Genomic DNA, 14,130 nt, shown 5'->3' with positions numbered 1-14,130 from the left:
CCGATGCGCGAAACCAACCGCCTACAGGAAATGGATGTCTTTCTTGCTGTCGTTGACGACGGCAGCTTTTCTGCGGCGGCGCTGACCCGACAAATGACACCGTCAGGCGTGTCAAAGATGATGACGCGGCTGGAACAACGTCTGGGTGTCACGCTGATGCGCCGGACGACACGCAAGATTCACTTCACCGATGAGGGCATCGCCTTTGCCCGCTCGGCCCGCGCCATCTTTGCAGCGCTCGATCAGGCCGAGCGCGAGGTAGGCTGCGGGGCGGTGGCAGGCGTTGTGCGGATTGCGACCAGTTCGGCCTATGCCAATCACATTCTCGCGCCCATTCTGCCGGGGCTGCTGCGCCAGCACCCCGAGCTTGAGATCGAATTGCTGATTGGCGACGGCATTGTCGATTTGGGAGGACAGCCTGTTGACCTGGCGGTCAGGGCCGGGCCGTTGCCGAATTCAACACTTCGGGCGCGGTCTTTGGGCGTATCCGAAATCGTCACCGTGCGCGCGCCCGACGGGATGACGGGCAACCTTGGGTTTGCCTATGCCCGCCGCGATCCGATCTGGCAGGAACCTGCGCCCCGCGTGCGGGCAACGGATGGCAACACGCTGGCAGCGCTGGCGCTGCACGGCAACGGCACCGCCCGCGTCGGGCGTTTTCTGGTAAATGACGCGCTTGCAAAGGGCGCCCTGGAAATCGTGCCCGACAGCCCCGTGGCCCGCGAAGAGTTCCATATCGTCTATCTTGGCAAGGCAGACACCCTGCCCGCGCGTCTTTCAGGCGTTGTGACCTATCTGGCGTGCAATGGCCGGGTGGACAGACAGGCGCTGGATTTGGCCGCGTTATGAGCAAGGTTCGAAAACACCTGCCGCATTTGCCAGATCGTCTGACCGGACGACGGGCCGGTCTCAGAAGCCGGGCCACAGTCCGGGAGTTGCCGCGATCTCCAGAAGGTTGCCGTCAGGGTCGCGGAAATACATGCTGGTCCCCCCGCGTTTCCAGCGGGTTTCACTTTCGATTTCGACACCCTGTGATTCAAGATGCTCTCTCCATTCGCCAAGCATGTCATGCGTACAGGAAAAGGCCATGTGCAATGGACCGATACCGTTGTGGGGTGGAATGATGCCGTTTCCGGTATCCACCGGTGCCAATGTGCCGCCCCGCACAAACAGCAGCAATACATTCGCGTCGTTCACGTTGTAGGCACATAAACGCTGGGCCTTCATCAGGGGGACCAGTTGCAGGATGTCTTCGTAAAAAGCGGTCGCGCGATCCATGTCGTCGACATATAGGGCGGTTTCCAGAATGGCTGTAAACTCGGGCATGATCGTCACCTGCATGATTGCGTTCAGGGCAGGAACCCGCAGCGTCTGGTCTGCGCACAGAAGGCGGACCGAGAAACAGAGCAAAGGATTTTACTGCCCGAAGGGCCGATGACCTGACGATGCCGCGCGCAAACAGTTCTCAGCTTAGAGCCTGAAACTCGACCCGACGATTTTCATCAGCACGCGTATCGGCCGTGTTGGCAGGAAAGCGTTCGCCCATGCCGATGGTTTCCAGCCGCTCGGCGGCGATCCCGCAGGAATCCGTCAGATGTCGGGCAACTTCCTGCGCGCGCAGCGTGGACAGGCGTTCGTTGTATTCAGCCGTGCCTGATGTGTCGGTGTGGCCGACGATCCGCATCAGCTCGATGTCGCTTTGCTGCAGGACCTGACATATCTTTTCAAGCTTGGTCTTTTCGGACTCTGCCAAAGCTGCGGAATCGAATTCAAAGGAAATCCGCAAATTGACCTGAAGTTCGGGATCGAGCTGCCCGAAGACAACCGGAGTTGCTTCCAGCGGCATGTTGGGATCGCTTGGCGTGCTTCCGGTTGCCGTTGAAACGACTGTGGTGTCAGCGGCGGGCTGTGGTGTGGCCGCATCGGAAACGGTGACCAGTTTCAGCCCGCGGGATTTGCCAAGTCCGTTGTTGCTGGCCTCGTTGAAGGCAGCCTTTTGTTTTTGGAAGAGATTTGCAAGCTCTTCAACGCTCAGGTTTTCCTGGGCGCTTGCCGGCAAGCTCAGACAGCCGATGAAGGCAAGAGTGGCAGGCATGAAAAATCGCATGATTGAAACCCATCGCAAAAATGATTTTGTCGTGATCACTTCATAAGGTATCATCAAAGTCGTTCGAAAGCAGCAGTTTTTTGAGATTATGTAAATGCAATTTCCCAGACCCGCCCGCCGAAGCGAACCAGATGTTGACTGAACGGGGGACCTGACCCCGTGTCGGCCCCCATCACCCGTGTTCCGCAGATTTTCCCTGCTGCCGCCCCAAGGTTCGTGGGCGCGGGGCTTACCCATCGTGGTTTGGTGCGCGAGCGCAACGAGGATTCAGTCCTGACCGATCCGTCCGGTGTGCTTTGGGCGGTTGCAGATGGGATGGGCGGATATGGGCACGGCGATGTTGCCTCGGATGTGGTGATCGAACGGCTTTCGAAAGTGATGGATGATACGCTCGCCGCACAAGACTTGCGCGCGCAACTCCATGCCGCCAACAGCGAAATTCTGCGCCGGTCACAGGGATCGGGGCAAATGGGATCGACGGCGGTCGCCATGCTTTTGCAGAACTCGATGGCAACAATTCTCTGGGTCGGGGACTGCCGGGCCTATATGTTGCGCGGGCGATCTCTGCGTTTGCTCACGCGCGATCACACGGTCGTTCAGGACATGGTCGATCAGGGATTGCTGGGTGATGGGGATCGGGAACGGCACCCCGAACGCCATATCGTCACCCGCGCGGTCGGCGTTCAGCAGGACGTTGAAATTGACACGACAATCGTGCCTTTGGTTGCAGGAGACCGCCTGTTGCTGTGCAGCGATGGTCTGACGGGGTGTTTAAGCGATCAAGAGATTGCTGGTTACATGGCGGGGTCGGATGCGCCAGAAGCAACTTGCGAGGCATTGGTGGTTGCCAGCCTGGAAGCGGGCGCGCCTGACAATGTCTCGGTCGTTTGTGTCTTTGCACTAGAGGGCGCGTGATATGCGCGAAGGTACGCTGATAGGACCGACAATCGTGGCCATCGGGTTGGTTCTGGCGGGCATTTCCGTGGCGGTTGTCGGCACGCTGTTGCAAACCGCCGATGGGTCGACAGAGTTGCGTCTGGAGCGGGCCGAGGCGGAAAGCGCTCAGCAGCGCACGGAACTGGAAAGCTTGCGCTCGGAACTGCGCGATACGCAGGCGCAGCTCAAGAAACTGGCCGAAGAGGTCGCACTGGGCGCACGCGCGGCCCCCCCTGCGGCTGAGTCTCTGATCCTGACCTCGCCTGTTCTGGAAGAGGAACATGAAGAAGGCGATGGCGGCACCGAGGCGATGACAGAGGTTATGAAGCTCGCCAAGACCCGATTCAACAAAGGGATTACGCAGCCGCGCAACCAGGTCATGCTGGAACTGCTCGGTGCGCCGCGCAGCACCAAGACGGTCAATTGCAGCGGCGTTACGCAACCGCACCTGAAATCCCTGCTTGAGACGCGGCAGGTGGGTCCGATCCGGGTGACCATGCTGAAACCGGCGCTTGAAAGCCTTGAACGTATCGTTGCCAAGCTGCGCGAAAGCGAACCCGACATCCATGATGCCCTGGGGACAGCAGGCGCGCTGTGCGCACGGCTGATCCGGGGTTCCAGCTCCAGTTGGTCGAACCATTCCTGGGGCACGGCGATTGACGTGAAATTGCAAGGGCGTCTGGACGGATTTGCGGATGGCGGGACCCAATTCGGATTGCTGCTGCTGGCAGAGCTTTTCAACGAAGAAGGGTGGTACTGGGGGGCGACGTACAACCGCGAGGATTCGATGCATTTTGAGGTCGGCGTGGAGACATTGCGAAAATGGCAAGCCGAAGGCCTGCTATAGTCGATGGCCCGCCCGACCAGTCCTTCTCCTTTCGACAGTGCAGCAGGCCCGGTTTTCGAGCTGGCCGGAGATATGGAACGGCTTGCGCGGGGCGGCGTTGCAGGGCTGGTAGACACCGCTGATGCCGCTCTGAAACAGTTCGAACGCGATATCACCCGCGCTGGCGTCCCCGCGGCGGCGGTAAAGCCTGCGCGCTATGCGCTTGCAATGCTACTGGATGTGAACGCCCGCAGGGTGCAGGGGCTGTCGCTTGGCACCTGGTCGCTTCTGACACAGCGGCAGCTGTTCGAGGGCCATGACGTTCCCGTCGCGCGCATCCGCGAGTTTCGTGAAACGGCGGCGAAGCAAGGCGAGGGTTTTGCCGATCTTGAGCGGTTCCTGACCGATATTCTGAATCGCGCAGAGGCCGGTCGCCATGCGCATCGACGCATCGAAAGTGGCAATTGGGGCCTGCGCATCGCGGGGTATCTGGTGCTGCTGATGCTGGGGCTGGCGGGCTATGCGGGCTGGTTGGAATACCGTTTCCACGCGCGCCTGATCGCGGCTTTTGACGCCGAGGCGGTCAACATCGGGCTGGATCGCGCGCAAGAGGGCGCGGCGCTGGTGCGGCGGCTTGATGACATGCACGCAGCCGTGGAACGTGTGGCCGCTGCTGCGGCGCGCGCGCCTTTGAAACGTGTGGTGCGGCTGCCCGTTGGTGACGGAGAGACCTACGCCCGCGCGCGATACCGCGACGCCATCGAACAGCATGTGCCCAAGGCCATCGCCGACGGGATCGAAGAGGTTCTGGGCACCCAGGGCGATGGGCTGACGCTTTATGATGCCCTGCGGGCGTGGTCGGTTCTGACCGGTGAGCAGGCGTGGAGCGTGGATTACCTGAGCGGCTGGCTGGAGGACAACGGGGACCTGGCCGACATTGCCGGATTGGAGGTCCATGCAGCGATGCTGAACGGGCCATCTATGCAGATCACAATCAACGATGCCACGGTTATGGATCAGGCGCGCAGCTTTGCCGCCGAGGTGCCCGAACCCGCGCGCGCATGGCTCGAACTCTTACGCTCGGAGCGTATGCGCGCCTTGCCCGCATGGCTCCCGACCGCGCAAGTGAACAATTTGGAAACGGTCCTCTTGCGCCGGTCCGGCGCGGATATCGCGACAGGCATTCCGGGCATTTTCACCGCGCAGGGCTGGACGGTTGCGCGCGATTTCGGCGTGGGCGGCGCGGTGCAGCGCGCGCGCGATCTGGGCACGCAAATCACCGGCAAGCCATTGGCGGCGGAAAACAACACGCCCGATCTGCTGATGGACCGGCTGCACGCACAAACGCTGGCCGTCTGGAAAGACTGGCTTGCCGATCTGCGTGTGCGCCCCTTTGCCCAACGGGAAACGGCGATTGTCGTCTCTGGCGCGCTGGCGCAGCGCGAAAACCCGTTGACCGATGTTCTGCGCGCGGTCTGGGTGCAGGTCGGCGGCACAGACCGCGCGCGCAGCCATACCCAGCAGTTGATGCTGGCGCGCGAATTCGGTGCCATGATCCAGTATGTCGAACAAGGCCGCATGGGCGAAATTTCACAGTTGTTTTCACAGCTGAACGTCGCACTGGGGGCAATAGACATTGATGCGGGGCGCGGGACGCGGCGGTTGATGACCATTCAGGACCGCGCGCGCTCGATTGCGGCACTGAAAAGCGCACCGCGCATCGTCGTTCAGATTGCCGAGGATGTTCTGGCGCAATCCGCGATCCCGGACCAGGGCCAGACATCCAACCCGCTGACACGTGGCTGGCAGCAGCAGGTGTTCCCGATCTGCCGTGAAACGGTCTCGAACCACTATCCGTTCTCTGAAGGACCGGACGCCGCATTTGCGGATATGGCGGCACTCTTCGGTCCCCAAGGTGCGCTCAGCCTTTTTGTACTCCAAAGCGCTGCCCCGTTTCTGGACACATCAGAGAGCCCCTGGCGGTGGAAGCCCGAGGCACGGTTTGCCGGTGTCACACCGGAAAGTGCTGCCTTTCTTGAGCGCGCCATGCAGGTGGGCCAGGGGCTGTATGGCGCGGACGGGCAGCTTGCGTTCGATCTGACACTTGCGGCACTGGCCGAGCGCGGACAGACGATGGTTGCCATCGGTGGCGCGGCGCAGGCCGTCAGGGCGACGGGTGCGCCTGCCCAGCTCAGCTGGCCCGGACCGCAGCCTGACCTGGGCGTCGAGGTCAGCTTTCGCGAAGCATCCGACAGCGCGCGCATCATTCACGGTGGCCCGTGGGGTTTGTTGCGCCTGATGGACGGCGTGCGTGTACGCCAGCGCGACGCGGGCCAGCGGATGCTGTTGGATTTGCGCAGCGAGTCAGGCCGCGTGTTTCTGGAGATGCGTTTTGAAACCGCTTTGAACCCCGCATCGGTGCGCAGCGCAATGCAGGGGCTGGACTGTCCCCCGGCATTGTGACGGATTTTTCCACCCAATGCGGCAAAAACACAGTATACTAAGGCCCATATTTAAAGAGATTTTGGAATCCGCTCTGCCTGAAGGAGCTTAGAATGGCACCAAAGACCAGAACACCGCGCATTGCCCATATGGTGACCCCCCTACCACCTGAAACCCTGCGCAATGGCGAGGTCGTAGAAGCGCTTTTGTTTGCGCAATTGAAGGGGAGGGATCATGTCAGCGCCTGCTTTGAATTTGACGTTCTCGCACAAAGTTTCGATCCCAACATTAAGGCCGAAGACCTGCTGGGCGAGATGATTACCGTGGCACTGCCAACACATTTACTGGATGAGGGCGCGCCACGCTTTTTTCATGGGATGGTCGATCAGTTCCGCTTTGAGGGCAATGACGACTCGGACATGTTCGACTATCGGCTGACCCTGCGCCCTGCCCTTTGGCTTTTGTCAAAATCGACTGACAACCGGATATTTCAGGACATGTCCGTCAAGGATATCGTCAGCAAAATTCTGGATGAACATGGCGTCAGCGACTACCGGTTCGATGTTCAGGGCACCGCACTGGACGTGCGCGAATACTGTGTCCAATACGGCGAGACTGACCTTGATTTCGTGCAGCGGCTGCTGGAGCACGAAGGCGCGTTCTATTTCTTCGAGTTCGAGGAGGACAAGCACACTTTGGTCATCACCGATGATGTCAAGGCGTGCAAGCCCGGCAGCGTCGATGGCACGATCCGCTTTGAACCCAACGACATCGCAACAACCGATGGCGTTGGTGTTGTAACGCGGTTTCGCCGCCACGACACGATTGCCACAGCGACACATACGCTGACGGACTACAACTTCGAGGCCCCGTCAGCCGATCTTCTGTCCAAGAGCATTCAGCCCGAAGCTCACACCGGCGACACGCGTGAGCGCTACAGCTATCCGGGGCATTTCATGGATGCCGGTGCCGGCAGCGGTGTGGCCGTCGTGCGCATCGACGAAGACCGCGCGCGTCGCCGGCAAATGGTCGCGCGCAGCACTGCGGCGGGCTTTTGGTCGGGCCATCTGCTGACGCTGGAAGATCATCCGCGCGATGAGGAGAACCGCGAATATCTTGTTGTTTCCGTGGCCTATGATGTGCTGGACGGGCAGTATTCGGCCGGCACGGATTTTGACAGGGAAGAAGGCGTGCTGACCACGCTGGAACTTGTCCCCGAAGACAGCGCGTTCAGACCGGCCCGCAGAACACCAAAACCGGTGATGCGCGGGCCCCAGACCGCCCGTGTTGTTGGACCGGCGGGCGAAGAAATCTATACCGATCAATATTCGCGCGTGAAGGTGCACTTCTTTTGGGACCGTTTGGGCGCCGGTGACGAAACCTCGACTTGCTGGATCAGGGTCAGCTCGGCATGGGCGGGGGCAGGCTTTGGGTTCATCCAGATTCCGCGCATCGGCCAGGAGGTGATTGTTGATTTCCTTGACGGCGATCCCGATCGCCCGATCATCACCGGACGCGTCTACAATGCCGAGCAGATGCCGCCCTATGAATTGCCCGGAAATGCCACGCAGTCGGGATGGAAATCGGAATCCTCATTGGGCGGCGGTGGTTGGAACGAGTTGCGTTTCGAAGATCTGAAAGGGTCTGAAGAGGTGTATTTCCAGGCCGAGAAAGACCACAATGAACTGGTCAAGAACAACGAAACCCGCCACATCGGAAACGATTTTGCCGAAGAAGTTGTGAACAACGCCACACAAGACATCGGCGTCAACCGCGATGAAACGGTCGGCAACAACAAGACGACTGACGTCGGGGTGAACCGGACCGTCAGCATTGGTAACAATGACACGGAAACCGTCGGCGTTGACCGCTCCTTGACCGTGGGCGCAAACGAAACCATTGGTATTGGTGCAAACTCGACTGAAACAATCGGCGCAAATCACACACAATCTGTAGGCGCCAACCAGACGATCACCGTGAGTGTGGCGCGCGTGGACACCGTCGGCGCGGCAGAGACACGCACCGTCGGAGCGGCACAGATCAACAGCGTCGGGGCCGTTCGACAGATGACCGTGGGTGCCTCGCAAAGCCACGAGATCGCCATTTCGGATTCGTGGAGTATCGGGGCGGGCCAATCTGTCACCATCGGGGCAGATCAATCCGTTAACGTGGGGGCCAACCACACGTTTGCAGTGGCCGAGGACAGCACTACGAATGTGGGCAAGAATATGAGCACATCCGTTGGTGAGGACAAGACTGTGGATGTCGGCAAGAACCTGCAGGTCACGGCGGCCGACAGCATCACATTCACCTGTGGCAAAGCAAGTATTCAGATGAAAAAGGACGGAACCATCGTGCTGGAAGGCAAGGACATTTCCATCACCGGCAAGGGCAAGATCGTCGCCAAAGCCAGTGGGGACATGACCCTGAAAGGCAGCAAGATCAACCAGAACTAAGCTGACTGAGCCTGGGCAGAAGTTGCGCGGGCCTATCCGGCGGCACGCCTTGCCACCAGATCAGCGGCGCGATGAGCGATGAAGATGCGTTTGCCGGCCCCTCGATCCGGACCAGATCCTGTGCAAGTGTCTCGGCATCCAGCGCCCCTTCGCTGCCACGCAGCAAGAGGGGGCCAACCGTATCCGCCCAACGGTCTGCACCTTGCAGATCGGTGCCATTTGACGCAGCACAAGCCACCAGCGGATAGCACCGCCCGACGCTGTCCGCACTGGGTTCGATCAGAAGCACCCAGGTCGCATCGTTCAATGTGATCACACAACGCAAACCGCCCTGTGGCCAGCCCTGCGCGCGGCTGGTCAGCGGCACGATCTGCGCTGTCAGCCACTTGTCCAGCACGGGGCGCAGGCCGCTTGGCAGGTTGCGGGCCACGAAATCCCCAGCGGCGGGCAGTTTGCCAAAAAATCCGGTGCCCATCTGGTTTCAGAACCCGCGCGGACAGGTAAAACCCGAAAACATCTTCAGATCAAAAGGGTTCTCGACCGAGTTTGCGCGCAGATTGAAGTTGGCCGAATAGCCACCAGCTGAAAGCCGCAGATCAAACGCTTCGGGCAGTGCCGTGGCCGAAAGGCGGCCCGAGCGTATCAGCCGCAAAATGGCCCAGCTGCCGGTCTGCGACGTTACCAGCTCGGACGTCCCGTTGACGGGCGCGAAGCTGAGCGTGATCATATTGGTGCCGTCGGGTCCGGGCCATGTCATCGAGGCCGGCCGCGCCGCCGCGTTGAAATAGGCCAGCTGCTGCCCGTCCACATTCAGCGTGACGCGGCTTGCGTTGGCCGACAGGTCGGTCGGTTCCAGCGAGAAGGCAATGACCGGCCCTGCCCCACCCGGAAACAAGGCATCGCGCATCGCGCGGGCATTCTCGAATGGGATCAGCAAGTCGGCATCAAGCCCGAAATCCGAGCGCCACTTCCAGGGCCGCACGGAATTGTCAATGTAGGGCTGCAAATGATCCGCGATAAAGCGGTCGATCAGCCCGCCCCCGCCAAAGAGCCGCGCAAAATCGAATGTGTTGACGTCGATGGAACTGGATTGATCGAACGGATAGCGCCCCGCGGTGGCAGAACTGCAAAACGGCAGAACATCGGCGCGCCAGCGGGCGTTCAGCTGTGCAATCACAGCCTCGCGCGTCACACTGATGGTATCGCCAGCAATGCCCGCAATCCATGCATCGATGGGATCGGGCAGGATCGCGGCCTCGTTGGCAATGGCCCCGGTCAGTTGCGGCAAGCCGCCGCGCGCCAGAAGGGCGGACTGCGGATCGGGGCTGGCCGCGACGGTTTGCAATTCGTTGGACAGCGCGACCAATGCGGCGACCGCGTCATTAAGAGTTGGCGGTTGCCCGTCGACCTCTTCCACAGTCGCACGAATGGGCGCGAAATGATCCGAGACCGTTTGACCCGGCGGCACCGGGGGCGGCCCGTCTTTCGCGCTGGTACGGGCAATTTTGGCACCTGTTTTGAACAGTTTGCCCAGCTTTCCCAGCTTAGAGGCGGCCTTGAGCGCGCCTTTTTCGGCTGCGCCACTGCCCTCACCTTCTTCGATCACGCGGGCCAGATGGGTCTCGTAGACCACCGACTCCAGCAATCTTTTCAGCGCGGAATCAGCCGAAGCCAGATCCTTGAGATTCTGCCGTGCCTGGACGAGATCCCCGATCGGCGTCAGCCGCACATCGCGCAGGAACCCGTCCCACTGACTGATGTAATCGTCGTAGTAAAGTTTCAGAATATCCGCCTCCAGCGTCTCTGCTGAGGCATCAGAGCTTTCGGCACAGCCCCCTGCAAATACCGCCCTGTCCAGCGTGGCCTGGGCTGCAACCTCGGGCACAAGCGGCAAGATCACCTGATGGAACCCGTCATAGGTAAAGGCACCCGGCAGGCCCACGCGCAGTGTTTTTTCGGATAGACGTGTCAGGACGCGCGCGCCGTTGGGGCCGGTTTTTTCCGCGGGTATCCATTCATCAAGACCCGCAACAGCCGGGTCCGAGCGCAGCGTGCGATAGGCGCGGATGGCCAGCGGGATGGCACAAATGCTTTCCAGTGCGACGGAAACAAGCGCCGGGTCGGCTGCAATCTTGTCTTCCTCTCCGGCGATCCGGCTGAGTGCAGCCAGCTGGTGATCCAGCGATTCCTCGGTGGGAAAGGGATCAATCGGCGCAAACTCGGGCAACACAACCTGCCACCACTGACCCAGGAACGCCGCATCATAGGGTGCCTGGCCGGTCAGCATCTGATACGACTTGAGCGCTCCCAACAGGAATTCAGGGTCGCGCGAATGACGCCACATCGTCGCCTCAAGCAGTGCGACCATGCGCGGCTCCAGAATGTTGCGCAGGGTCTGATCGTAGGCAATCGTCTGGATCTGCGCCAGTTCCGGCTCGGCAGAGGGTCCAAGAAGCGTCAGCGGACTTGCCGCCACCAGCGCGCGGGCGTTGACGGTCTCGTTCGCGGCATCCAGCGCAAGGTTCAGATCAAGCGGGTCCGTCGGTGCCTGCCGCGCTGCCACATTGGCAAGGCGTGCAGACAGATTGGTCAACTGGCGTTCCTGCTCGCCCAATGCGCCGTTGTAGCGCAGGAAAGAAAACAGGAAGACCGTCGCAAGGACAGCCGTGACAAGCGTTGCGCCGGCCAGCGTGCCACGCCAGATCCAGCGCCGCCGTTCCTCTGCCCGTGGATCGAACTGGCCCAATCCGGCTTCGGGAAAGATCAGATCGGTCAGCATCCCGCGCAAGAAGAAGCTGCGTGTGTTGCCGTGCGCGCGGCGCTGGGGCATCGGGGCCGTCAGGCCCAACGCGCTGGAAATTCCCGCGACCATCCGGTCAATCGGAGAACCTTCCTGTGTGGCAGAGGTGAAGTAGACCCCGCGCATCCACGGGCTGTCTTCATAACGGCTCTCACCGAACACCGCCTCGATCAGCACCTTGAGCGGTCTGGTGAATTGATCCAGCTGGCTGGGAAAGCGGAACACCTCGGCGCGCGCTTCCAGCGACAGATCCTCGGCAATACGGGCAGGCAGGCGTTCTTCAAGCGCCTCTTGCAGAACGCGCATCTCGCGCTCGACGGTCACAACATCGACACGATCAGCCGTGCCAAGAGTCGCCCCCCAGACCTGCTCGCGCTCCTCGGCGTTCAGGTCACCGAAAAAGCTTTCAAATCCGGGCACCAGATCGGTTTTGGTGATCATCAGGTAGACCGGCAGTTTCAGCCCCGTCTCCTCGCGCAGTTCCGCCAGACGCTTGCGGATTTCGCGCCCGTGCTCACGGATCGCCGCATCGTCGCCCGCCAGTTCCTGCACCGACAGCGTCAGGATGACACCATTCAGCGCCCGTCTGCCGCGATGTTTGACCAGCAGGTCAATAAAGCCCTTCCATTCGGCAGAATCCACATCCGGGTCGCTTTGTTGCTGGACATAGCGGCCTGCGGTATCAATCAAAACGGCATCTTCGGTAAAGAACCAGTCACAGTTGCGAGTCCCGCCGATGCCTTTCAGATCATCGGACAGATCAATCGGGAAATGCAGACCGGACTGGCGCAGCGCAGTCGTCTTGCCCGTGCCCGGCGGACCGATGATCACATACCACGGCATATCGCGCAGGAACTTGCGGCCCCCGATCTTGGAGCGTTTCATTTGCTCCATGATCCCCTGGAACTTGGCCTGAACCTCGGCAAGGTTTTCGTCGCCAGGACGGCTGACATCATCCGGGACGGGTGCGGCCAATTCGGCCACAAAGGCGCGGTTGGCCCGCGCCGCCCGCATCTGGCGCAACAGCATCGAGACCAGCCACAAGATGATGATAACACCGATCACCACGATACGCGTCAGATCACCCGCAAGCGGGGCGGAGTTGCCGACGCTGATCAGAGGTCCATAGAACCAGATCAACGTACACAGGACCGCAATGCCGATCAGCGTCCACAAAATCCGCGAGAACAGGAAGCCCAGGATTTTCTTCAACACACCCATGGATCAGACTTTCTTTTGCACGATGATTTCCACCCTGCGGTTGCGCGCCCGGCCCTCGCGCGTGCCGTTGTCGGCAATGGGGTCCGTCGCGGCCTTGCCTTCGGATGTGACCAATTCCGCAGGCACACCGGCCGCAACAAGGATTTCCACGATGGTCGCGGCGCGCGCTTCGCTCAATCCCTGATTTGAGCGGAACGGGTTTGATGTGCGGACCTGAATGCTGTCCGTATGCCCCACAACCCGCACCGAGCCGATGAATTCGGCGTTTTCGACAATCACGCCCGCGATGCTTTCAATCAAGGCGGTGTATTCCGGGTTCAGGTCTGCTTTTGCGGAACGGAAAACTTCGGGTGTTGTGGACTGAACCACGATCACGGCTATCGAGACATCTTCCCGTCCGGTCAACGCCGCACCCTTGCCTTCGGGTACTGCGGCGGCAAACAATGGCAACAGTTCAAAGACAAAGGGTTCGGCTGTCAGCAACGGCGTCTCTGCGGTTTCAATCACGGGTCGGTAGATTTCGGCGCGGACGGGCGGCGGCAGGACGCCTGCAAGTGTATAAAGCTGCTCTCCGCGATTGGACAGCTTGATGCCCAGCCCCACATAAATGACGGTGACCAGGGCCAGTGCCAACAGCGCGATGGACCAAAGCGGGACAATGAAGCGTTTCTTTTCATCGGCGGCTTCGACCCCTTTCCAATGGGGGGCCAAGGGCGCCTTGGCCGCATCACGGTCGCGCAACAGGCGGCTCATCTGACCGCGCAGACGGGCAATCGCGGCCTCGCCCTGCCCGCCATCGCGCCGGTATTTGCCGCGAAAGCCCAGCGAGAGGCACAAAAAGACCAGTTCCAGCAGTTCGGGATCACGCTCGGGAAAACGGATCAGATCCTCGGCCAGATCATAGAACCGCTCTCCGGCGTCGACATTGCCGTACATGGCAACCAAGAGCGGCATACGCGGCCATCCCGAATTACCACCCCACGGCGTATTAAGCGCAATGTCATCCAGCAAGGCGGCCACGAACCATGCCCCCTGATCCGCCCGCGACAGGGGCACCCCGGCCGAGACAGCGGCATCACGCGATTGGGTCAGCGTATCATGCAGACGCGTGCGCAGGATATCGGGGTTTTCCGGTGCGGTCGCACGCTCCAGTTCCGGTGCAAGGCCGATCAGCGCCGCAAAAGCATTGAGCAGGGGATTGTCGCTTGCACGGCTCGTCCGCACAGGGGCGCTGGAAGCCGGAGCCTGAGGGGGCGCGGCAGTACCGGCGTTTCTGCGAACCGGCCTGATGCGGGTGCGTCCGGCGTCGTTTTCAAGGCCAAATGGATCATCCGCGCTCATG

General features: G+C 60.8%; 10 protein-coding genes. 5 read left to right on the top strand and 5 right to left on the bottom strand.

All coding sequences use genetic code 11. From position 1 onward, the window contains the following. Positions 1-3: 3 nt before the first annotated feature. Positions 4-849 (top strand): LysR family transcriptional regulator, encoded by an 846-nt coding sequence (locus DSM107133_RS18625; RefSeq protein WP_114294713.1) that lies wholly within the window; start codon positions 4-6, stop codon positions 847-849. 60 nt (positions 850-909) lie between these two features. On the opposite strand, the gene DSM107133_RS18620 is transcribed toward DSM107133_RS18625, so the two are convergent. Then, entirely contained in the window at positions 910-1,326 is a 417-nt protein-coding gene (locus DSM107133_RS18620) for a VOC family protein (RefSeq protein WP_114294804.1), read from the bottom strand. Between the two features lie 139 nt (positions 1,327-1,465). Next, positions 1,466-2,146 carry an OmpA family protein gene (locus DSM107133_RS18615; protein ID WP_243253604.1) on the bottom strand — a complete coding sequence of 227 codons (681 nt, stop codon included), beginning with the start codon at positions 2,144-2,146 and terminating at the stop codon, positions 1,466-1,468. A gap of 120 nt (positions 2,147-2,266) precedes the next feature. Between DSM107133_RS18615 and DSM107133_RS18610 the strand changes: the two genes are divergently transcribed. From DSM107133_RS18610 to tssI, 4 genes are all read left to right on the top strand, one after another. Beyond that, positions 2,267-3,022 carry a protein phosphatase 2C domain-containing protein gene (locus DSM107133_RS18610; RefSeq protein ID WP_114294712.1) on the top strand — a complete coding sequence of 252 codons (756 nt, stop codon included), beginning with the start codon at positions 2,267-2,269 and terminating at the stop codon, positions 3,020-3,022. A gap of 1 nt (position 3,023) precedes the next feature. Next, positions 3,024-3,890 carry a M15 family metallopeptidase gene (locus DSM107133_RS18605; RefSeq protein ID WP_114294711.1) on the top strand — a complete coding sequence of 289 codons (867 nt, stop codon included), beginning with the start codon at positions 3,024-3,026 and terminating at the stop codon, positions 3,888-3,890. Positions 3,891-3,893: 3 nt separating this feature from the next. Continuing rightward, positions 3,894-6,332, top strand: coding sequence for an ImcF-related family protein (locus DSM107133_RS18600; protein ID WP_114294710.1), 2,439 nt, complete (start codon positions 3,894-3,896; stop codon positions 6,330-6,332). Between the two features lie 92 nt (positions 6,333-6,424). After that, positions 6,425-8,767 (top strand): type VI secretion system tip protein TssI/VgrG, encoded by a 2,343-nt coding sequence (tssI, locus tag DSM107133_RS18595; RefSeq protein WP_240310618.1) that lies wholly within the window; start codon positions 6,425-6,427, stop codon positions 8,765-8,767. On the opposite strand, the gene tagF is transcribed toward tssI, so the two are convergent. Genes tagF through icmH form a run of 3 tightly spaced genes read right to left on the bottom strand, consistent with a single transcriptional unit; the run spans position 8,754 to position 14,129 of the window. After that, complete coding sequence (gene tagF, locus DSM107133_RS18590; protein WP_114294709.1) at positions 8,754-9,242, bottom strand: type VI secretion system-associated protein TagF; 489 nt, start codon at positions 9,240-9,242, stop codon at positions 8,754-8,756. The genes tssI and tagF overlap by 14 nt on opposite strands. Positions 9,243-9,248: 6 nt before the next feature. Then, positions 9,249-12,788, bottom strand: coding sequence for a type VI secretion system membrane subunit TssM (gene tssM / locus DSM107133_RS18585; RefSeq protein WP_114294708.1), 3,540 nt, complete (start codon positions 12,786-12,788; stop codon positions 9,249-9,251). Positions 12,789-12,791: 3 nt separating this feature from the next. After that, entirely contained in the window at positions 12,792-14,129 is a 1,338-nt protein-coding gene (gene icmH / locus DSM107133_RS18580) for a type IVB secretion system protein IcmH/DotU (RefSeq protein WP_114294707.1), read from the bottom strand. Between the last annotated feature and the right edge of the window lies 1 nt (position 14,130).

It is taken from the genome of Pseudosulfitobacter sp. DSM 107133 (genome assembly GCF_022788695.1).
Taxonomy (GTDB): Bacteria; Pseudomonadota; Alphaproteobacteria; order Rhodobacterales; family Rhodobacteraceae; genus Pseudosulfitobacter.
The sequence above is the reverse complement of the archived record's forward strand: the minus strand, read 5'-3'. Positions and strand labels throughout refer to the sequence as shown.